This is a genomic window from Micromonospora sp. NPDC023814 (assembly GCF_040639595.1).
GTDB lineage: Bacteria > Actinomycetota > Actinomycetes > Mycobacteriales > Micromonosporaceae > Micromonospora.
Window position 1 is genome coordinate 126,537 of the sequence record NZ_JBFAAF010000009.1, and the last position, 21,257, is coordinate 147,793.

16 protein-coding genes, 2 tRNA genes and 1 pseudogene are annotated in these 21,257 nt (G+C 72.4%); 9 read left to right on the forward strand and 10 right to left on the reverse strand.

The features are described from left to right. Nucleotides 1-383 precede the first annotated feature (383 nt). Together AB0G14_RS07370 and AB0G14_RS07375 are read left to right on the forward strand one after the other, a co-directional pair. A complete protein-coding gene (locus tag AB0G14_RS07370) occupies nucleotides 384-653 on the forward strand; it encodes a hypothetical protein (protein WP_350686327.1) in 270 nt (89 codons plus the stop codon). Further along, nucleotides 653-1,690 carry a hypothetical protein gene (locus tag AB0G14_RS07375; RefSeq protein ID WP_357694678.1) on the forward strand — a complete coding sequence of 346 codons (1,038 nt, stop codon included), beginning with the start codon at nucleotides 653-655 and terminating at the stop codon, nucleotides 1,688-1,690. Before AB0G14_RS07370 ends, AB0G14_RS07375 begins: the two co-directional genes overlap by 1 nt. A 46-nt stretch (nucleotides 1,691-1,736) precedes the next feature. Here AB0G14_RS07375 and AB0G14_RS07380 read toward each other — a convergent pair whose 3' ends face one another. Together AB0G14_RS07380 and AB0G14_RS07385 are read right to left on the reverse strand one after the other, a co-directional pair. Then, on the reverse strand, nucleotides 1,737-2,915 hold the full coding sequence (locus AB0G14_RS07380; RefSeq protein WP_357694680.1) for a hypothetical protein: 1,179 nt from the start codon (nucleotides 2,913-2,915) through the stop codon (nucleotides 1,737-1,739). After that, nucleotides 2,912-3,442 (reverse strand): SigE family RNA polymerase sigma factor, encoded by a 531-nt coding sequence (locus tag AB0G14_RS07385; RefSeq protein WP_357694681.1) that lies wholly within the window; start codon nucleotides 3,440-3,442, stop codon nucleotides 2,912-2,914. The genes AB0G14_RS07380 and AB0G14_RS07385 overlap by 4 nt, the downstream gene beginning before the upstream one ends. A 298-nt stretch (nucleotides 3,443-3,740) precedes the next feature. On the opposite strand from AB0G14_RS07385, the gene AB0G14_RS07390 reads away from it, so the two are divergent. Next, nucleotides 3,741-5,945 (forward strand): DUF4153 domain-containing protein, encoded by a 2,205-nt coding sequence (locus AB0G14_RS07390; RefSeq protein ID WP_357694682.1) that lies wholly within the window; start codon nucleotides 3,741-3,743, stop codon nucleotides 5,943-5,945. Between the two features lie 46 nt (nucleotides 5,946-5,991). Here the strand turns inward: AB0G14_RS07390 and AB0G14_RS07395 are convergent, their stop codons facing one another. Continuing rightward, nucleotides 5,992-6,801 (reverse strand): hypothetical protein, encoded by an 810-nt coding sequence (locus AB0G14_RS07395; protein ID WP_357694683.1) that lies wholly within the window; start codon nucleotides 6,799-6,801, stop codon nucleotides 5,992-5,994. A 279-nt stretch (nucleotides 6,802-7,080) separates the two neighbouring features. Between AB0G14_RS07395 and AB0G14_RS07400 the strand changes: the two genes are divergently transcribed. The 4 genes and pseudogenes from AB0G14_RS07400 to AB0G14_RS07415 all read left to right on the forward strand — a co-directional run. Then, a complete protein-coding gene (locus AB0G14_RS07400) occupies nucleotides 7,081-7,674 on the forward strand; it encodes a sugar O-acetyltransferase (protein ID WP_357694684.1) in 594 nt (197 codons plus the stop codon). Beyond that, nucleotides 7,671-8,258: a TetR family transcriptional regulator C-terminal domain-containing protein gene (locus tag AB0G14_RS07405; protein WP_357694686.1), complete on the forward strand. Its 588-nt coding sequence runs from the start codon at nucleotides 7,671-7,673 to the stop codon at nucleotides 8,256-8,258. The genes AB0G14_RS07400 and AB0G14_RS07405 overlap by 4 nt, the downstream gene beginning before the upstream one ends. Before the next feature lie 88 nt (nucleotides 8,259-8,346). Next, nucleotides 8,347-9,534, forward strand: a complete 1,188-nt coding sequence (locus AB0G14_RS07410; protein WP_357694688.1) for an MFS transporter — start codon at nucleotides 8,347-8,349, stop codon at nucleotides 9,532-9,534. A gap of 58 nt (nucleotides 9,535-9,592) precedes the next feature. Continuing rightward, a pseudogene (locus AB0G14_RS07415) lies at nucleotides 9,593-9,910 on the forward strand (transposase); the annotation flags it as partial. Nucleotides 9,911-10,057: 147 nt separating this feature from the next. Here AB0G14_RS07415 and AB0G14_RS07420 read toward each other — a convergent pair. The 7 genes from AB0G14_RS07420 to AB0G14_RS07450 form a co-directional block, all read right to left on the reverse strand. Continuing rightward, on the reverse strand, nucleotides 10,058-10,699 hold the full coding sequence (locus AB0G14_RS07420; protein ID WP_357694690.1) for a response regulator transcription factor: 642 nt from the start codon (nucleotides 10,697-10,699) through the stop codon (nucleotides 10,058-10,060). Further along, complete coding sequence (locus AB0G14_RS07425; RefSeq protein WP_357694692.1) at nucleotides 10,696-11,826, reverse strand: histidine kinase; 1,131 nt, start codon at nucleotides 11,824-11,826, stop codon at nucleotides 10,696-10,698. The genes AB0G14_RS07420 and AB0G14_RS07425 overlap by 4 nt, the downstream gene beginning before the upstream one ends. Beyond that, on the reverse strand, nucleotides 11,826-12,623 hold the full coding sequence (locus AB0G14_RS07430; protein WP_357694694.1) for a hypothetical protein: 798 nt from the start codon (nucleotides 12,621-12,623) through the stop codon (nucleotides 11,826-11,828). Before AB0G14_RS07430 ends, AB0G14_RS07425 begins: the two co-directional genes overlap by 1 nt. A 377-nt stretch (nucleotides 12,624-13,000) precedes the next feature. Then, nucleotides 13,001-13,074, reverse strand: a tRNA-Ile gene (locus tag AB0G14_RS07435). A 148-nt stretch (nucleotides 13,075-13,222) separates the two neighbouring features. Continuing rightward, a complete protein-coding gene (locus tag AB0G14_RS07440) occupies nucleotides 13,223-14,464 on the reverse strand; it encodes an NAD(P)/FAD-dependent oxidoreductase (RefSeq protein ID WP_357694696.1) in 1,242 nt (413 codons plus the stop codon). After that, on the reverse strand, nucleotides 14,454-16,574 hold the full coding sequence (locus AB0G14_RS07445) for an MMPL family transporter (RefSeq protein WP_357694698.1): 2,121 nt from the start codon (nucleotides 16,572-16,574) through the stop codon (nucleotides 14,454-14,456). Before AB0G14_RS07445 ends, AB0G14_RS07440 begins: the two co-directional genes overlap by 11 nt. Nucleotides 16,575-16,776: 202 nt before the next feature. Further along, a tRNA-Asn gene (locus AB0G14_RS07450) sits at nucleotides 16,777-16,849 on the reverse strand. Nucleotides 16,850-17,121: 272 nt separating this feature from the next. Between AB0G14_RS07450 and AB0G14_RS07455 the strand changes: the two genes are divergently transcribed. After that, complete coding sequence (locus tag AB0G14_RS07455) at nucleotides 17,122-17,526, forward strand: hypothetical protein (RefSeq protein ID WP_357694700.1); 405 nt, start codon at nucleotides 17,122-17,124, stop codon at nucleotides 17,524-17,526. A gap of 279 nt (nucleotides 17,527-17,805) precedes the next feature. Continuing rightward, nucleotides 17,806-21,135: a ThuA domain-containing protein gene (locus AB0G14_RS07460; RefSeq protein ID WP_357694702.1), complete on the forward strand. Its 3,330-nt coding sequence runs from the start codon at nucleotides 17,806-17,808 to the stop codon at nucleotides 21,133-21,135. The last annotated feature ends 122 nt before the right edge of the window (nucleotides 21,136-21,257 follow it).

Here is a 21,257-nt window from a genome sequence, read left to right on the forward strand (position 1 = left end):
ACATCCCATTCCTCGGGTCCGGCGGGGGCAGCACCGTCCCCGCCGACGCCGCCACCACCGAGCCGGCCCCGCGACGGCCCCCGGCGTAACGCAGCGCCGACCGGCCCGCGCACCGCGAGGCCGCGCTCCGGCAGCCACCGTCCCGGGCGCCAGGGCCGGTGCCGCCTCACCGACACCGACGTCACCACTCCGGCGGCCGTCGGGCCGCGCGCGGCGACCCCGAGCCGAGCGCGGTCGGCGAGTCGTACCCCCGGACCGGTCCCCGGCCGCGCCGACGCGTGCCCGGCGGCCGGTCGTCGCCCGCCCCCGATCCCTCCGCAGCCGGACCGGCCGTGGCCACGCGCCGGAGCCGGTCCGGCGACCGAGCACGAGAGGAGCCGGCAATGGCCGCTCCCACCGCGACCGCATCCCTGAACGCCTCGACCTACTCGCCCGGCGACCAGATGACCCTGACGGTCACCTACGGCGACGCCGACACGAAGCCGGTGACCGTCACGATCGTGGTCACCGACGCGCAGGGCAACAGCAGCGCCCCGGTCAAGGTCACCGCCGTCATCGACCCGCTCACCGTCACCGTCACCGACGACTCCGGCCGCACCTGGACCCGGCTGTCGGACAACGGCTCGGTGGCCGTCTACCGGGCGGTGGCGTGATGCCCCGGGTCACCGTCACGGTCCGCGACAACGGCGGGCGCACCGCCACCGCCACCGCCGACTACACGATCGCCGCGCCGGTGCTGGGCGGCTACTACCTCTCCGGCGGCGCCGACCCGACGGCCGACATGGCCGGCGGGAACTTCCGCTCGCTGACCCAGTACCGCAGCCTCGCCGACGGCTACACCTTCCCCGGCTACCAGCGACCGTGGCTGGTCACGCTCGGCAAGGCCGGGGTGCGGATGAACATGGTGCTGGAGCTGAAGCACTACGGCGCGCCCAACGCCGGGCCGCAGACCTTCACCGTGGACGGCGTCACCTACACCGTCCCGGCGCCCGCGATGACCATCCAGCAGCGGCCCGGCACGACCTGGCCCCGGGCGTACGGCTACAGCCAGGTCCTCGCCGGGCACTGCGACGGGCTGCTCGCCCGTGCCCTGTCCCAGTACCGGACCATGGGGTTCGGAGTGAACATCCAGCTCGCCTCCGAACTGGACACCGACCACGAGTTCGGCACCACCGAGGCGGGCGTCAGCTACACCTGGGCCCAGTCGGACGCCCGGGCGGTGCAGGCGATGACGTACATCGTGGACTGGTTCAAGGCGCGGCAGCTTCCCGCCGGGACCACCTTCTCGGTGGGGCTGGGCGGCTTCGACCGGGGCTCCTACCAACGCACCCACCCCGAGGCGCTGATGGCGAAACTCGACTTCCTCCAGTGGAACGCCTACGCCACCAGCCCCACGCACACCGCGCTGGCCCGGTTCCGCCGGACGAAGGACTGGGCGGTGGCCGACCTCGGCCCGGTCGCGCTCTCCCGGCCGGTGATCATCGCCGAGTGGGGCGTACGGGTGGCGGAAGTCCCGGACCAGGCGGCCTGGATCGCCACCGTGCCGGCCGCGATCGCCCAGCTCAACGCCGAGCGGGGGCCCCGGATCGTGTGCACCAACTACTTCAACTCCGGCTGGGGCACGCTGGTGCCGAAGCCGGCGGGGCTGGCCGCGCTGCGGGCCGCGTACGCCACCCGGCCGTACGTCTGACCGGCCCGGCGGCGTCGGGTCCCCACCCGGCGCCGCCGTCGGCAGGTCAGCCCGGTGGCGGCCCGAGCAACCGGGTGAGGGCGGCGAGCAGCTCCGGCGTGGGCTCGCTGCCCCGGTGGTGCGCGCGGACGGCGCTGCGGCAGGGCGTGTGCCGGACCCAGAACTCGGCGGTGGCGCCGGTCGCGTCCGCCACGGTCACGGTGTCGAACGCGGTCGGCGGCGGGTAGCCCGGCCAGTCGCCGCAGTCGCTGGCCGGCACCGACCGGGCGAAGGCCGCGTTGAGCACCGGCCGGAGCGCGTCCGCCCCGTCGCGCCGGGTCTCCCGGCGCACCAGCCGGGCGTTCCCGCCGTCCACCTCGTACCGGCAGGCGGCCAACGCGACCAGCGGGGTCATCAGGACGGTGTCGGGCCCGGCCTGGTTGACCGCGATCCGGTCGGGCGGCCCGGGGTTCGAGGGGGTCAGCCGGACCCGGTCGACCGGCATGCTCGTCGGGCAGGCAGGGGTGGCGACGGTGGCCGGGTCGGTGGCCGCGGCGAGTTGCGCCCGGTACCGGTCCAGGAACGCGCCGAACAGCCGGCGGTCCAGCCCCCGCCCGTGGCTGTCGGTGACCGCGACCGCGCAGTTGTCGTCGGTCCACACGGTCACCGGCGCCCGGTCGGGGTAGCGCAGCACGTAGGCGGTCTCCTCGTACCGGGCCACCGGGGTGCACCGCAGCCCCGGGTCGGTCGGGTCGGCCACCCGGGGCCGCCCGTCCGGCCCGGTCTGCGTCGGTGGCATCGCGTTGAGCAGCCCGACGATCTCGTCGACCCCGGTGGTGAGCACCCGGGGGCCGACGCGGTCCGCCGCCCGCGGCCCGCCGCCGACCGGCACCTGGCAGGCGGTGACCTCCACCGCGCCCGCCGGCACCAGTGGCACGTCGTCGCCGTAGCGCACCGACTCCAGCCCGGGCCGCCGGCCGATGTCGTCGGGGCAGGCGGCCTCGTCGACCGGCCCGTCGGTGGCGGCCGGCGACGGCCGGGGACCGCCCCGGTCGCCGGCGACGAGCTGCGGCACCCCGACCGTCAGCCCCACCGCCAGGACCAGAGCCGCCGCCGAGCCGGCGGCCAGCCGCCGCCGGCGCCGGCGGACCCGGGAGCCGACCGCCGCCAACCGGTCCGGCGGGGCCGCCAGCGGCGGTACGGCGTCGGCGAGCAGCCGCCGGACGTCGGAGTCGTCAGAACTCATGGCACGACCTCCCGATCGGTGAACAACCGCAGGTCCGGGTCGGCGCGCAGGCTGCGCAGGGCGCGCGAGGACTGCACCTTGACCGTGTTGCCCGAGCAGCCCAGCACCTGCGCGGTCCGCTCCACGGACAGGTCCTCGACGTACCGCAGCACCACGATCGCCCGCTGCTGGCGGCTGAGCCGGGCCAGCGCGCGGCGCACCGCGTCCCGGTCGGCCGACTCGCCGGCCACGTCGCCGGCCCCGTACGTCTCCGGCGTCGTGGCGGCCGGCACCTCGCCCCGCCACCGCCGCCGCCACCAGGAGGCGTACGTGGTGAAGAGCGCCCGCCGCAGGTACGCCTCGGGATGCCCGCCGTGGACGATGCCGGGCCAGCGCCGCCAGGCGACCGCGAGCACGGTCTGGAGCAGGTCCTCCGCCCGGCCGGCGTCTCCGGTCAGCAGCCAGGCCGAGCGCAGCAGGGCGCCGGACCGGGCCGCCACGAACTCGGCGAAGCCCTCCGGTGGCGGCGGGTGCGGGCTGTCGGACATGCGTACCTCCCGCCAGGTGAACGCGGTGGCCGCGCCGGGAGGTTAACGCGGGCTCGCGCCTTTCGTGGCGGCGGCTCGCGCCTTTCGTGGCGGCGGCCCGCATACCCGGTTGGTTGCGCATTCTCGGAACGGCCACCGGCGCCATCCGCGATTCCGGCCTGACCACCCTGGACGGCCGACCCCGCCGACCACCCGGCATCACCTCCGCGTGCGGGGCGGATCGCGGAGCGTTCACCGGGCGGCGAAGGGATCGGGATCGGTCGTACAGTGTGCGGACCATTCGATCGAGGAGGGTCCCGTGACCCAGCCGCCACCGGTGCCGGGGTCCCCGGAAACCGCCGGGGGGCCCGCGAGCACCGCCGGTGAGAACCCCGGGCACGCGACGCCGTACCTGCTCGTCATGCCGCCCGTCGACGGTGCGCCGCCCGCCATGGTGTGGCCCGGGGCGGAGGGCACGCCCGCGTGGGCGATCCCGGTCAGCATCCCGCCGGGCACGCGCGGGTACGCCGTGTTCATCCCGCTGGTGCCGGCCGCCGCCCCGACGCCGACGGGCACGGACACCGACCCGACCGCCGCCGCCCCGACGCCGGCGGACCCGGACACCCGCCCGGCCGCCGTGCCGCAGCAGGCGGACGGGGAGGTCCGGCCGGCCGTCGTGCCGAGGCAGGCGGACCCGGACACCCGACCAGCCCCGACGGCCGCCGCCGACGCGAAGGGCTCGCCGTCGGCCGTCGAGCCGGCGCGGGAGGCCGCGCGTGCGGCGACGGCGTCCTCCGCCGGAAACCCGTCGCCCTCCCGTGCCGGCGCGCCGCCCGCCGTCGCCACCCCGGCGCCTGCGGCGGGCACGCCGCCCCAACCGGTCGCCGCGCCGGCACCCGCCGCCACACCGACGCCGGTCGCCGCCCCGCCACCGACCGCCGCCCCGCACCAGGCGCCGTTCGGGACCGGTACGCCGGGCGCGTGGCCGGCGCCGTACCGCGGCTACCAGCCGCCGCCGATCCGGCCGTCGTTCCTCGAGACGCGGTGGCCGGGCCCGAAGGCGGCGCGGGACCGCTCCGTGCCGGCCGCCGTCCTCGCCGGGGCGCTGGGGCTGGCGTGCTTCGTGCCGCTGACCCGCACCGGCATCGGCTGGTTCCTGGGCTGGCTCACCCTGACCGTCGCGGTGGTCGTCGCGGTCCGCCGCACCGGCGCCGACCTGCCGCGCGCCGAGCGCTGGGTCCGCGCCGGCTGGGCGGGGGCCGCGCTGGCGCTGCTCTCGGTCCTGGCCTTCCGCAACGCCTGGTGGCTGGTGACGTTCTGCGTCCTCGGCGCGCTCGGCTGCGCGACCCTCGCGATCGTGGGCGGCCGGCTCGTACGCTCCATCCTGTTCAGCCTGGTGGCGGCGCCGTTCGCGGCGCTGCGAGGGCTGCCGTGGGTGGGCGGCCACCTCCAGGCGCCGGCGAGCCCGGGCCTGGCCCGTCGCGTCGTCGGGTCCGCCGCGGCCACGGTGGCCGCGCTGGTCGTCTTCGGCGCGCTCCTCTCGTCGGCCGACGGCGCCTTCTCCGTGGTGCTCGACGGGCTCATCCCCGAGGTCGACGCCGGCGCGAGGTTCGAATGGCTCTTCCTCGCCGGCATCGGCGGACTGAGCGCGGTCGCCGCCGTCTACACGCTGGCCGCGCCTCCCGACCTGTCGACGGTGGACCGGCCCGGCACGCCCCGCCTCGGCGTCGTGGAGTGGGCACCGGTCATCACCGCGCTGACGCTGCTGTTCGGCGGTTTCGTGGCGGTGCAGTTCACCGTCCTGTTCGGCGGGGAGCGGCACGTGCTGCGCACTGCCGGCCTCAGCTACGCCGAGTACGCGCGCAGCGGGTTCTGGCAGCTCGTCGTCGTCACGATGCTGACGCTGGCGGTGCTCGCCGGGGTGGCCCGGTGGGCACGGCGGGATCGCCCGGTCGAGCGCCACCTGCTCCGGATCCTGCTCGGCCTGCTCAGCGCGTTCGGCTTCGTCATCGTGGTGTCGGCGCTGTCCCGGATGTACACGTACCAGAAGGCCTACAGCTTCACCGGGGAACGTCTCTTCGTGATGGCGTTCGAGCTGCTGCTCGGCACCGTCTTCCTGATGATCCTCGCGGCCGGGATCCGGTGGCGGGGAGCCTGGATCCCCCGGCTGACCGTGGCGCTCGCCGTGGCGATGCTGCTGAGCCTGGCCGTGCTCAACCCCGAGGACTACGCGGCGCGCCGCAACATCGCCCGCTACGAGCAGACGGGGAAGATCGACGCCTGGTACCTGCGGGCGCTCTCCGCCGATGCGACACCCGCCCTGTCCGGCCTGCCGGACCCGGTGCGCCGCTGCACCCTGAGCTGGATCGCGGACGACCTCGACGAGCCGGACCCCTGGTACGCCTGGAACCTGGGCCGGGTCCGGGCGCGCCAGGCGCTCGACCGGGTCGGGCCGGGCGCCGTCGGCGGCACGCGCGACTGCAAGGCCGCCGACCAGTTCGACCTGCCCAAGAGCCGCCGGTGACGGACCCGACGCCCCCGGGCCGGCCGGGGGCGTCGGGTCGGCCGGGTCACCAGGGCTCGGGGATGGTGATCGCCACGCACCGCCGGGTGCCGAGGAAGGGCTGGTAGCAGGCGGACGCCTCCAGGATGTTGGTCAGGTCGGACCGGTGGAAGGACGTGCTGCCGCCGTTGACGCAGGTGCCGCCGCTGGTGGTCACGCCGCCGGTGACCTTGCCCGTGGCGCAGCCCACCGTGCCGGCGGTCTTCTCCACCGTGTTCAATGAGGAGCGCTGGTCCGAGTACTGGTGGGCGCCGTAGCCGGTCAGCCGCACGCCGGGACGGGTCACCGTGTACTGGAACGCCGTCGAGGTGTAGTACGACCAGCTCGCCCCGGTGCCGACGGTCCGCAGCTCCGGGTCGGCCGACGAGCCGGGGACGAACATGGCGAAACCCTTGTCCTGGGTGGTCGTGCCCGGGATCATCCGGTAGACGATCACCAGGAGCCCCTGGCTGTAACTGCCGGTGGAATAGGTGAGATAGCTGCCGTTGCCGCAGGTGGTCCGGTCGGCGATGTAGCCGACGCCCTTGGCGTAGAGCATCACCCTGGCGCAGCGGTCGTCGGCGGCGGTGTCCTCGATGGTGCCGACCGTCGTGCTGGTGCCCGAGTTGTCGGTGGCGTACCCGGTCAGCCGCACGCCCGGCAGGGTGCCGGCGTACTGGTAGGCGCTGGGGTGGTAGTAGCTCCACGAGGCCGACCAACCGCTGCCGGACGGCAGCGCGTACGCGGGCGAGGCGGGCAGCAGGGCGGCGACCAGTGCGGTGGCCAGGGCCGCGACCAGCATCGTGCCGGTCGACCGCCATCGGGGGTGGGTCCTCATCGCTCCTCCGATCTCCACGACGGGCGGACACCCGGCGTCAGGATCAGGTTGGCCGAGTGCGTCGGCCGCGAAGATGGCTCAGTCCCGAAGCGGACAGCCGGATCGACGTCAGTCGCCACTGTCGGCGCTTCATCGGCGGCGGCCGTAGTTGCTAGTTCTGCCGAGCCCGCTGCCGCAGCCCCGCCCTGGGGAGGCGGCCATCTGGGTCTACCTCAGCCAGATTTTCGGCGCTCCCGCTCTCGTTGCGTACGATCGTACGCTGTTTGTACGATCGTACGCATGACTCTTCTTGATCTTGTCGAAGGCGACCCGCGTTCGATGCGGGAACGCATGCTCGCGGGCGATCTCTACCGGGGCGCGGACCCGGAGTTGGAAGCGGAGATGCGCCAAGCGATGGTGCTGACCAAGGCGTTCAACGACAGCGATCCGCGAGACTCTGAAGGGCGCCGCGCCCTGCTTGAGCAACTGCTCGGTTCGGTGGGAGCTGAGGTGGAGATTCGTCCTCCCCTGCACGTCGACTACGGCAGCCACATTCACGTCGGCGCCCGGACGTTCATCAACTACGGGTTGATGGCTCTGGATGTCGCGCAGATCCTCATCGGTGAGGACGTGCTGATGGGCCCGAACGTGCAGCTGCTGACGCCCACGCATCCGATTGACCCGGAACCACGCCGCGCCAAGTGGGAGGCAGCTCTGCCGATCACGATCGGCAACAATGTGTGGATTGGCGGCATGGCCGTGATCTGCCCCGGTGTCACCATCGGCGACAACTCGGTGATCGGCGCCGGTGCGGTCGTCACGAAGGACATTCCCGCCGACGTTGTCGCCGTGGGTAACCCCGCTCGCGTCATCCGGTCGGTCTACGACAGATGACCGCCAGGCAGCAGGGCACCGGTCGGAGCCGCCGCCGGTACGAACCGGATCGACGCCAACGGCTGATAGAAGTCGCTCTGGACACCATCGCCGAGCATGGTGTGGCTGGAACAACCCACCGTCGGGTGGCCGCTGCCGCGGACGTGCCGTTGGGATCGGTCACATATCACTTCGCCACCCTCGAACATCTTCTGACGTCGGCCTTTACCCATCTCGCGGAGACGGCAGCGGCAACGTTTGACGCCCAGATGACGGCGATCGAACCGGGAACCGACGCCCGCGCGAAAGTCGTCGAGGCAATGCTGGCCGACCTGGCCGACAACCAGCGCAGCGCGGTCCTCGCCTACGAGCTGTACGCCGCGGCCGCCCGCAACCCCCAGCTCCGCGTGATCACGCAGGCGTGGATGGACAGCACCCGCCGCTCGCTGCAGCGACATTTCGACCCCGACACCGCGGAGGCACTCGACGCGCTGATCGAAGGACTGATCCTGCACGCGACCCTGTCCACCCGGCCGGTCGATTCCGGGAAGGTCATGGCCTACATCCGTCGCCTTGTGCCCATGGAGGTGGCGGATGACTCATAGTCCTGTTGGGTCACCGCCGCTGGTCGGGCCCGCGGGTAACAGCCGTGCTCAGGTGCGAGCTGCCACAGCGGCGGTATACCTGGCGTTCGTGAGTAGCGGGTTTGCCTTCGCCACCTGGGCGGCCCGCATCCCGAGCGTCAAGTCACAGCTTCAGTTGAGCCCGCAACAGCTGGGATTGTTGCTGCTCGCCCTGCCTATCGGATCGATCATGTCGCTGTTGGGGGCTGGACCACTCGTGGCGCGCACCAGCCCACGCCGCGCCGTGGCCGCGGCCAGCCTGGCCAGCGCGGCCGGGCTTTGCCTGGCTGGCATTGGCGCGCAAGGCGCTTTCACCGTCACGGCCGCAGGGCTTGCGCTTCTCGGACTGAGTACCGGCATCTGGGACGTGGCAATGAACGTCGAGGCCGCTGCCGTCGAGCAACAAACCGGCACGTCGATAATGTCCCGGTTCCACGCCTCCCTGAGCGCTGGAACCGTCCTCGGCGCCGGCTTCGCCGCAGCCTGCGCGGCGTTCAACATCCCGGTCGTCGTTCACCTGGCCGTCGTCGCAGCCCTTATCGCCGTTGCGGTGCCACTGTCCACACGTCGATATCTGGCCACGGCCGCCCAGCCATCCGCGCACCCTCCGACACGTAACGCCCTGCGTGCGTGGACCGAGCCACGCACGCTCGCTCTCGGCATCTTCGTGTTGAGCATGGCGTTCTCCGAGGGCACCGGCAACGACTGGCTCGCGTCCGCCATGATCGAGGGTCACCACACCTCGGCAGCAGTCGGCTCGCTGAGCTTCGCGATGTTCGTCGCCGCGATGACCCTCGGCCGATGGTTCGGGCCGTCACTCGTCAACCGATACGGGCCGAGACTCGTCACCCGCGCCAGCGCCGTCCTCGCCATGTTCGGCCTCGCGGTCACGATCTTCGGCCCGCACAGAGCACTTGCCTTGGTCGGCGTCATCACCTGGGGGCTCGGCACCGCGATGGGATTTCCGCTCGGCATCAGCGCAGCAGCCGATGATCCTAGGCACGCGGCCGTCCGTGTCGGGGTCGTCTCATCCATCGGCTACACAGCCTTCCTGGCCGGGCCCCCACTTCTCGGCTTCCTTGCGAACCACGTCGGCATCCTGCGCTCGCTGTCCATCACCCTGGGCGTGATCGCGATCGGCCTGCTGTTCACCACAGAATTCCAAGCAGACGGTAGGAGGCGACCACAGGGTGCAGGGACGAAAACGGGAGGCGAACTCGCTGTTTCAGACGCGGTAACGGCGTCGCCCGATCAGTGACCGCGCTCTGGTTCGCCCTCGGAAGGGCGGACCGGCGGGACCTTTCGAGCTGACGACCGGCCGACCGAGGACGCGCCCCGATCGGGTCCTGGCCGACAAGGCGTACACGTCGAGGGCGAACCGGGCCTACCTGCACCGGCGTGGGATCGCCGCGACGATCCCGAGCAAGGCCGACCAGGACGCCCACCGGCGGGCCAAGGAATCCAAAGGCGGCCGGCCAACGGCCTTCGATCCGCACCTCTACCAGCAACGTCACGCCGTCGAGTGCGGTATCAACCGGCTGAAACGCAATCGGCCAGTGGCCACCCGCTTCGACAAGCTGGCCGTGCGCTACGAGGCCACAATCCACCTCGCCGCCATCAACGAGTGGCTGTGACCGACTTCGACACAGGGCCTGGCGGCGGCGCCCTGGGTCGGCAGCCGTCGCGCGGGCCGGCTGTCAGCGGTGGCCCGTTAATCCTTTGGTGGCTTGGCATCTGACCCGAGAGGACGTCTGCGAGCTGTTGCCCGCCTGCTCCAGAGATCAGGGACGGTTGTTCAGGCCGTGTTCGTAGGCCCAGATGACCGCCTGGACCCTGTCGCGCAGCCCGAGCTTGGCCAGGATGCGGCCGACGTGGGTCTTGACGGTGCCCTCAGAAAGGAACAGGGATCCCGCTATCTCGGCATTCGTCTCGCCCCAGGCGATGTGCCGCAACACCTCGCGCTCACGCTCGGTCAGCGGGTCCGGCGCGACGTCCGGCAGGCGCGGCGCGACGTGGTCGAGCAGGCGGCGTGTCGTGGACGGCGCGATCACCGCGTCCCCGCGGTGGACGGTCCGCACCGCGGACAGCAACTCGTCGGCGGGGGCGTCCTTGAGCAGGAACCCCGACGCCCCGGCCCGCAACGCCGCGAAGGCGTACTCGTCCAGATCGAAGGTGGTCAGGACGATCACCTTGGGCTCGTTTCCCGCCGCCAGCAGCCGTCTGATCGCCTCGACCCCGTCCATGCGCGGCATCCGCACGTCCATGAGCACCACGTCCGCCGCCACCGCGCGCAGCCCGGCCAGCGCCTCCGCCCCATCGCCCGCCTGCCCCACCACGCGCATGTCGTCCTGCGCGTCGATCACCATCACCGTGCCGGTACGCACCAGATCCTGGTCATCGACGACGTAGACCCGAATGGTCATATCCGGTACGGAAGGCGGGCCTCGACGACGAACCCGCCTGCCTCCTCCGTCCGGACGTCCAGGATCCCTCCCACGGCGTTCACCCTCTCACGCATCCCCGCCAGACCGTTCCCCGGCTCGCCCCCGTGCACCGTGTCGGCAGCGGAACCGCCGGCGTCGCTGGCGGTGATGTGCAGGGCATCGTCCGTCCACTCCAGCCGGACCGTGCTGCTGGCGCCGGGGCCCGCGTGTTTGAGCGTGTTCGTGAGCGCCTCCTGTACCACGCGATACGCGACGAGGTCCGCGCTCGGCCCGAGGGGGTGTGCCGCACCCCGCACAATCTCCTTCACGGGCAGCCCCGCGCCCCGGGTCCGCTCCACCAGCTCCGGCAGGTCGGCCAGGCCGGGCAGCGGCTGACGCTCCGCCTCCGCCGCTTCGGGTGCGGTGCGCAGCACGCCGACGGCAGCCCGCATGTCCGCGAGAGCTCTGCGCCCTGTCGCCTCGATCGTGGCCAGGATCTCCTCCGCGCGCGCAGGCGCGAAACGGCCGCCCCGGGCCTGGGCGACGATGACGGCCAGCGCGTGGGCGACCACGTCGTGCATTTCCCGGGCGATCCGTGCCCGTTCCGCCGCGGTCGCCTGCGCCGCGGCGTCGCGGGCACGCTCTCGCAGCAGGTCGACGTAGGCGAGCTGGGTCCGCCGGTACAGGCCGAACCCCCACGCCGCGACCGCCACCGCGGCCAACAGCCCGAACAGCAGCCACGGGTTCGGCCCCAGGTCAGCGGCCGCGACACTGGAGTCGGTCGCGAACCTGGCCGCCGCCACCCCCGCTCCCGCCATGCCGACGACCAGCGGTGGGTAGCGCCAGCCGTAGGCGGCGCAGGAGTAGACCGCGAGCGGGAACAGCGCCGCCGACGGCAGCACGAGGAACAGCCCGGTCACGGCGACCTGTACGGCGAAGGCGGCGGCGACCACGAAGAACGCCCAGACGTACCGCCGGTACGCGACGGCCGCGTGCGCCACCAGGCAGGTTCCCACCAGCAGGGACGCGCGAACACCCGGCACCGACAGCACCGCCACCACCACGGACAGCGAGAACAGCGGCACCCCCACGACGAAGGCCACGACCACGTCCGCGCGCCGTGGCATCACCGCAGCGTCGCCCGCTGGTAGGACAGCGTGGCCCCGCCGACCGCCAGCCCGAACAGCAGCCAGCTCCCGTACACGAGCCCGACCGTCACCACTGCCGCGGGATCGGACAGCGGCACGGGCCCTCGGGTGAGGCCGAGCAGCTGAGACAGCGTGCCGAAAACGGACATGGTCCCCATGGTGGTCAACATGGCGGCGCCCGTCCAGCCGCCCGCCAGCACCAGCCGCCGCGGCAGCCACCGCCCCCACCTCTGGACCAGGGCCAGCGAACCCACCGCTCCGACGAGCAGCATGATCAGCTCGCCGTACGGGAAGCCCTCGTCATAACCCACGGGACGCAGCAGCTTACCGCCGAACGACCAGTACAGCTTGGCCATGGGATAGACGAACCCGATCGCGAACGCGCTGTACCCGAGCCACACCCCGCCTGGGACTCTGATGCGAGGCAGCAGCAGCGCACCCAGCAGCGCGCAGCCCGCCAGGCTGAGCCCGCGCAGCGCCATCCCGGGCCAGTCGACCCGCGCGAACTCTCCCGCTGGTATCCCCGTGACAGCGAAGAACGCGCGGAAGGCGTCGAGCACGACGCCGCCTGCCGACCAGAGCAGCAGTACGGTGGGCAGCAGCCCCGCCGGATGCGGTCGTACCACGAAGATCGCGCCCAGCACGGCGGCCAGGACGGTCACCCAGTGCGGCGCGAAGCCCATGGTGTAGGGGAGCGTCGGCAGCGGCACGAGCGCAAGCGCCGCGACGAGCGCGAGGACGATCAGCGCCGAGATCTGCATTCGTTGGAGTCGCATGACGCCAACGATTCCGGCCTCGGCCTGCGGGCCGCGTCTCCGCCAGGTCCAGACGAGATCTGACCTGAGAGGTATTGACATGGCCCGTACTCAACAACCGTCCCGTTCTGTGGATGCCCCCTCCTGGGACGCGCTGCTCCGCATGCTTGGGACTACTCCCCATCGCCCTCGGAACGCTCGACCACGAAGCTGCCCATCCTCGACGTAGAGACCGCAATCGAGGGCTACTACGCCACCATCGCCCTCCCGCAGGAGCTACGCGACCGCATCACCGCCAGCCTGGATGCCGCCATAGCCAGCAACGCCGTCACCAGCGACACCCTCGGCGCTACTCGCCACCGCCCTTGCAAGAGCGGTGGCGAGTAACGACACTTGGGTGGGGCGGACGGGACTCGAACCCGTGACCGATCGATTATGAGTCGACTGCTCTAACCGGCTGAGCTACCGCCCCGGCACCGCGCCGGATCCTATCCCGCCCGGTCGATCACCGGCCAGCACGAAACCCTGGCTTCACCGCCCCGCGGTGGCGGCACGATGGGCAACGCGAGGATAACAGCGAGCAGCCGGCCCACCGCGCCCCGTACCCGCCGATTCAAGCGTCAGGAGCCCGCGCGCAGCTCCGCCAGGACGGCTCCGGCGGCGCGCCAGCCGCTGGCCAGCGCGCCCTGGACGGAGGGGCTGTCCCGGTGGTCGCCGGCCACGAACAGGCCCTCCCCCAGCGCCACCGGCTTGCGCAGCCGCCCCTGCGGCGGCGGTGCGGCGGGCAGCGCGTCCGGGACCGACACGGTGGTCAGGTGCGTCCAGTCCGCCGTGGACCGTCCGTAGAGCCGGGTCAGCTCGGCCCGCACGGTCGGCTCGGGCGGGGCAGCGGGGCCGACCACGGAGGTGGCGATCAGGTGCCGCCCGGCCGGCGCGTACGTCGGCGCGGCCCGGCTGACCACCACCGTGTTCGCGACGATCTCCCGCCGGTCGCCGTCGACGAGCAGGATCGGCTCGTCCAGCGGCGCCTCCTGGGCGCTGTGGTAGTACGTCGTGTAGCTGTGCATGCGTACCGCCGGCAGGGTCGGCAGCAGCGTGGCCGCCGCCGGCGGGTCGACGGCGACCACGACGGCGCGGCAGCGGATGTCGCCGGCCTGGGTGCGGACCCGGCCGGGCGCCACCGCCGAGACCGGGGTGTCCAGGTCGATCAGTTCGGCGGGCAGCGGGTCGGCGACGGCGCGGGGCAGCGCGGCCATGCCCTCGGCGGGCAGGCCGATCCGGCCCCGGGCGAAGGATCGCAGCACCATCGACAGCACGTGGCTGGAGGTCTCCAGCTCCCGTTCGACGAAGACGCCGGAGAGGAACGGCCGCAGCAACTCCTCGATGATCCTGTCGGAGAGGCCGGCGCGGCGCAGCGCGATCTCGGTGGTGGTCTCGGGCGCGGCGAGCAGCCGGCCCTTCGGGAGGGTCGCGCAGCCGGTGGCGAGCGCGGCGAGGCGCAGCCGGTCGCGCAGCGACCCGACGCCGGCCAGGGCGGTGCCGGGCGCGCCGGTGGGCTCGCGCAGCGGGTTGACCAGGCGGGTGAGCCGGTCGCCCTTGCGCACCAGCACGCCGGAGGTGAAGTGGCCGAGGCGCAGCCGGTCGACGTCGAGCAGGGTGCCGAGCCGCGGATAGGCGGTGTTGAGCACCTGGAAGCCACGGTCGAGCAGGTAACCGTCGACCGCGTCGGTGGCCACCCGGCCGCCGAGCCGGCCGCCGGCCTCCAGCAGCCGCCACGGCACGCCGGCGCGGTGCAGCCGCCGGGCCGCAGCCAGGCCGGCCAGGCCGCCGCCGACCACGACGACGTCGGTCTCAGCGAGCATCGCGCGCCTCCCGCTCACCGTTCGTCCGGGACAGCCGGCCCGGCCACCAGAGCTTCGGACCGATGTCGTACGCCAGCGCGGGCACCAGCAGCGAGCGGACGACGATGGTGTCGAGCAGCACCCCGACCGCGACCGCCACGCCCAGCTCGACCAGCACCACCAGTGGCAGCACGGCGAGCGCGGAGAACGTCGCGGCGAGCACGACCCCGGCGGAGGTGATCACGCCGCCGGTGACGGCGAGCCCGGTCAGCACGCCGGCCCGGGTGCCCCGCCTGACGGACTCCTCGCGGACCCGGCTCATCAGGAAGATGTTGTAGTCGATGCCGAGGGCGACCAGGAAGACGAAGGCGAAGAGCGGGAACGAGGTGTCCACGCCGGGGAAGTCGAGGACGTGGCGGAAGATCAGCGCGCAGAGGCCGAGGGTGGCGGCGAAGCTGAGCAGTACGGTCGCGATCAGCAGGATCGGCGCGAGGAGCGCCCGCAGCAGCAGCGCCAGGATGATCGCAATCACCGCCAGCACGACCGGGATGATCACGTTCCGGTCCCGTGTCGAGGCGTCCGACGTGTCCACGTTGATCGCGGTGAAGCCGCCGACCACGGAGTCCGAGCCGGGCACGGCGTGTACCGCCGCCCGCAGCTCCCGGACGGCCCGCTCGGCGCCGTCGCTGTCCGGCGGGTCGGCGAGCGTCGCCTCCAGTTGCACCCGGCCGTCGACGACGGTGGGCGGCGCGTTCGGGTCGGGCGGGCCGGTCCGGTGGGCGGTGACGGGCCGGACAGCGGCCACCCCGGGCACGCCGCGGGCCGCGTCGGCGACCTGCCCGGCGGCCTGCTGGTTGGTGAAGATGGTGGCGGGGCTGCCGGTGCCGGCCGGGTAGTGCCGGGCGATCACCTCCTGGCCGGCGACCGAGTCGGTGCGTTCGGTGAACAGGTCGGACTGCCCGAGCGTGGTCGCGCCGAGCTGGGTCAGCCCCAGCGCGAGCACGGCCAGCGCGAGGGTGGTGAGCACCCAGACGGGCCGGGCCCGCCGCGCCACGAAGCCGGCGATCCGGCTCCAGATGCCGTGCTCGGTGCGCGGGTCGGCCTGGTCGGGCCGGGGCCGGCGCGGCCAGAACGCCCACCGCCCGCCGAGCACCAGCAGGGCGGGCAGGAAGGTGAGCATGACCAGCAGGGTGGCGGCGATGCCGATGGCGGCGACCGGGCCGAGCGCCCGGTTGGAGTTGAGGCTGGACAGCAGCAGGCAGAGCAGGCTCACGATCACCGTGCCGGCGGAGGCGACGATCGCCGGGGCGGCGCCCTTCCAGGCGGTCCGCATCGCGTCCCAGGGGCGCTCGTGCCGGTGCAGTTCCTCGCGGTAGCGGGCGACGAGCAGCAGCGCGTAGTCGGTGCCGGCGCCGAAGACGAGCACGGTGAGGATGCCCTGCGCCTGCCCGTTGAGCTTGATCACGTCGGCGTCGGCGAGCAGGTAGACGAAGACCGCGGCCAGCGCGAAGGACATCCCGGCGGAGAGCAGCGGGAAGATCCACAGGATCGGGCTGCGGTAGACGACGAGCAGGATGACCAGCACCACGCAGAGGGTGACGACCAGCAGGGTGCCGTCGATGGCGGAGAAGACCTCGATGAGGTCGGCGAGCAGGCCGGCGGGCCCGGCCACGTCCACGGTCAGCCCGTCGCGGTCCCCGCCGGCGATGGCGCGCAGTTCCTCGACGACCGTGCCGATCCGTTCGCCGTCGGCGTCGTCGATCGGCACCACCACCTGGAGGGCCTGCCCGTCCTCGCTGGGGATCGGCGGCGGCAGCGGGCCGACCACCCCGGGCACCTGGGCGAACCGGGTGGCGTCGGCAGCCGCCCGCTGCGTGTCGGCGTCGGTGATGCCGCTGGCGCGTGCGTAGACCACCAGGGCGGGGGTGGTCTGCCGCGCGACGAACCGTCCGGCCAGTTCCTGCGCCCGGGTCGCCTCCGCGTCGGCGGGCAGGAACGAGGCGTTGTCGTTCGTGGCGACCTCGCCGAGCCGGCCGGAGAACGGTCCGGCGACGGCCCCGACGACCAGCCACGCGAGCACGACCGCCACGGCGACGAGTGTGATCCTGCCGTGGCCTCCTCTTCCGGGCATCCGCACCCACCCCAAGAATCGACGCACCGATCGACGCAGAGTGAGTCCAAGTCGACACAGACCATCCTGCCGGGCGGGAGCGCCCGCGGTGGCGGAAACCGGACGGCCGGCGAGGCACGAAACCACCGAAACGTCGGCGGCCGGCGGGAGCACGGAACGACAAACGCCCGTCGGCGGGGCCGACGGGCGTCAGGTGTGGAAGCTCCCCCGTTTGGACTCGAACCAAAAACCTGCCGGTTAACAGCCGGCTGCTCTGCCAATTGAGCTACGGGGGACCGCTGCGTCGTCCGGTGCGGATCTCCCCGCGCCGTGCGACGGAGACAAGAGTACAGGACTCCGGGGGGTGTTGGTCCAGGGGGTTACCCCTGCGACCCGTGCCCCGCGGACACGACAATAAACCAGACAAATCGTCATCACGGCACAAGGAGGCATGAGCGGAGAGCAGGATGGGTAGTTAGCTGCGGACAGAGGAGACAGGCGCGATTTGGTCGCCTCCGGCGGGGTAAGCCCGCCGGACGACGGCGCGTCAGGTACGGAAGGAGCCGCCATGCGCGGAAAGATCATGTTTCTTGGCGGGCTGGCTGCGGGATTCGTCCTGGGCGCCCGTGCCGGTCGGGAGAAGTACGAGGAGCTGGTGATCCGGGGCCGCAAGGTGCTCGACCACCCGACCGTCCAGGAGGCGGCCGGCGTCGCGCAGGCCCAGGCGACCCGCCTCTACAGCGAGGGCAAGGACAAGCTCGGCCAGTCGAAGCTGGGCGAGAAGCTGAGCAGCAACGGCAACAAGCAGGAGCTGACCGCCGCCGACGACGCGTTCGCCGGGACGCCGGCCACGGTGGGGGCGAAGGCGGGCTCCGGCTCGTCGGGCACCGGCTCGACCTCCGGGTCGACGTCGGCCACCACCACCCCCCGCGGCAAGCCGTCCGGCTCGGGCACCAACAACAGCACCCTCTGATCGCACCTTCGCGCGGGCCGGTCACCAGCTGGTGACCGGCCCGCTCGTGCGCGTACGGGCACGTCACGGCCGCCCGGTCCCATCCCTGTGGCCACTTTCGCCGATTGAAGCGAAAGTTCGGCCCATCCATCGAAAACTTCCGCCGCCAACCTCTTCACTTTGGTCCGAGGCGCAAATATCGTCCTGCGTAGAACCTGGCCAGGCTCTTTGGTACTCCCCGCGACCTCCTCAGCGGCGTCCCAGCGCTGAGGCGGACCCGCCCGACCAGAGCGAGGTTCGATGCGCAGACCGATCGGCCGAAGGGCCGCCACCTACCTCAGCCTTCTCACCCTCGTCGGCGCGACGCTCGTCGCGACGGCCCAGCAGCAGCCGGCACCCGCACTCGCCGCTCCGGCCCCGACCAGCAACGGCATCGAGTACAAGGTCCTCGTCTTCACCCGGTCCGCCGACGGCACCCACGCCGCCACCGCCGCCGGGGTCGACGCGATCCGTCAGCTCGGCAACGACCGGCGCTTCACCGTCGAGGTCACCGACGACGCCCGCAAGTTCGACGAGGCGCACCTCAAGCAGTTCCGCGCCGTGGTGTTCCTGAACACCTCCGGCGACGTCCTCACCGACGGCCAGCAGGCCGCGTTCGAGCGGTACTACCGCGACGGCGGCGGCTTCGTCGGCGTCCACTCCGCGATCGAGGCCGAACCGGGCTGGTCGTTCCTGGACGACGTGCTCGGCACCCGGGCCGTGGGCGCCGCCACGGCGGCGGCCCCGGCCACGGTCACCGTGGCCGACCGCGTGCACCCCGCCTCCGCGACCCTGCCGGAGCGCTGGGCGCACACCGACCGGTGGTACAACTTCGCGACCAACGTCCGGGGCGTCTCGCACGTCCTGGCCACCGTGGACGAGAAGACGTACGCCGGCGGGTCGATGGGCTTCGACCACCCGGTCACCTGGTGCAAGGACCACCAGGGCGGCCGGTCCTTCTACACCGGACTCGGCGCGACGCCGGAGAGCTTCGGCAGCACCGACCTGCGGGCCCACCTCGGCGGCGCCATCCAGTGGGCGGCCGGCGTGACCGACGGCGACTGCGGCGCCACCGTCCTGGCCAACTACCAGATGACGGTGATCGGGGCGCAGCCCAACGTCAACGAGCCGATCGGCTTCGACGTGCTCCCCGACGGCCGGGTGATCCAGACCGACCGCCGTGGCGGCGTACGCCTGCACGACCCGGAGAGCAACGAGACCACGGTGCTGGCCCAGATCCCGGTCTACACCCACAGCGAGGACGGCATGTACGGGCCGGCGATCGACCGGGAGTTCGCCACCAACCGCTGGGTCTACCTCTTCTACGCGCCCCCGTTGGACACCCCCACCGGAGGCGCGCCGACCACCAGCACCGACCCGGCGGCCTGGGACCGGTGGAAGGGGTACTTCCAGCTCTCCCGGTACAAGTTCGTCGACGGCGAGACGCCCTCCCTGGACCTGGCCACCGAGCAGAAGATCCTCCAGGTGCCGGTCGACCGGGGCGCCTGCTGCCACGTGGCCGGCGACATCGCCTTCGACTCGGACAACAACCTCTGGCTGGTCACCGGCGACGACACCCCGGCCGGCGGCGGCGGCTCCGGCGGCTTCTCCCCGCACAACGACTCGGTGAGCGCCATCGGCGTCTACCAGGCGCCCTTCGTGGACGCGCGGCGCAGCTCCGCCAACACCAACGACCTGCGCGGCAAGATCCTGCGTATCTCGGTGCAGGCGGACGGCAGCTACACGGTGCCGGAGGGGAACATGTTCCCCGAGGCGCAGGACCCGGGCGACAAGACCCGGCCGGAGATCTACGCGATGGGCTTCCGGAACCCGTTCCGCATCACCCTCGACGAGAACGACGTCGCCTACGTCACCGACTACTCCCCCGACTCCTCGACCGCGGCGGTCGGCCGGGGACCGGCGGGCACCGGCCGGATGATGGTGGTCGACAAGCCGGCGAACTACGGCTGGCCGATGTGCGTGCAGCCGAACCTGCCGTACATCGAGATGAACTGGACCACCAGCCCGATCTCCCCGGTCGCGCCCTTCGACTGCGCGGCGCCGCGGAACACCTCGCGGCACAACACCGGCCTGACCGAACTGCCCGCCGTGGAGAAGTCGGAGCTGTGGTACTCGTTCCAGGCCCCGACGCCGTGCCCCGAGTCGTACCTGTCGACGCCGACGCGGACCTGCCCGGTGCTCTTCCCCGAACTCGGCACGGGCGGCGTGGGCCCGCACGGCGCGGCGAAATACGACTTCGACCCGGAGCTGAGGTCGGAGACGAAGTTCCCCGCGTACTTCGACGGCGCGATCTTCTTCGGCGAGTTCACCCGGGACACCCTCAAGGAGGTCCGGCTCGACGCCCAGGGCGACATCCTGAAGATCAACAACGTGCTGAACTGCGGGCAGGCACCCACCACGCCGGCCAAGCCGTTCCTCTGCGACAACCCGATGGACATGAAGTGGGGCGCCGACGGCAACTTCTACCTGCTGACGTACGGCGACGGGTTCTTCAACGTCAACCCGGACGCGGCGATGCTGAAGTTCAGCTACGTCAAGGGCCTGCGGGCGCCGAACGCCGTGCTCACGGCCACCCCGACCAACGGAACGGCGCCGCTGACCGTCGCCTTCTCCAGCGAGGGGTCGAAGGACCCGGACCCGGCGGACTCCATCTCGTTCGCCTGGGACTTCGACGGCAACGGTACGACCGACTCGGTCGACCCCAACCCGACGCACACGTACACGGTCAACGGGGTCTACACCGCGCGGCTCACGGTGACCGACTCCAGCGGCAAGAGCGCGTCGGCGAACACCACGATCACGGTGGGCAACACCGCGCCGACGGTCACCGTGCACACCCCGGTCGAAGGCGGCTTCTTCAACTGGGGCGACGGCATCCCCTGGTCGGTGACCGTCACCGACCCCGAGGACGGACCGGTCGACTGCGCCAAGGTCGAGGTGACCTTCGTGCTCGGCCACGACGAGCACGGCCACGGCGAGGCCAACCAGTTCGGCTGCTCCGGCGTGCTGCCCACGGAGGCCGACGACGCCTCCCACGGCGGCTACATCTACGGCGTCGTCAGCGCCTCCTACACGGACCGGGGGGCCAACGGGCAGCCGGCACTGACCACGGTGGACCAGCAGATCATCCAGGACAAGCGGCAGCAGGTGGAGTTCGCCCGGGACCAGTCCGGGACCACCGTGGGCACCAGCGCCGACACCGGCGGCGGGCAGCAGCGCGGCAGCCTCGATCCGGGCGACTGGATCGCGGTCAACAACACCGTGAACCTGACGAACATCCAGTCGGTGACGCTGCGTACCTCCGGTGGCAGCGCCGCCACCGCCGGGCAGCCGCGCTTCGGCGTGGAGTTCCGGCTCGACTCGCCCACCGGGCCGGTGGTCGCCACCGCCACGGTCAACGCGACCAGCGGCAACAACGCCTTCACCAGCACCACCGTGCCGATCGCCGACCCGGGCGGCACGCACCGGCTCTACCTCGTGTTCACCACCGTCCCCGGCGGCCCGACCAGCGGTTTCGGCAACCTCAACTGGATCGAGTTCACCGGCCAGGGCATCGGCGTCGCACCGTAGCCGCCGCCGTGGCCGGCTGCCGCGCGTCCCGTGCCGCGGTGTGCCGGTAGTGGTCGAGCAGCCGGGTCAGCGCCGCTTCGGTCTGTGCCGCCTGGTCCGGGCCGGCCGTGCCGGCCGCGTGG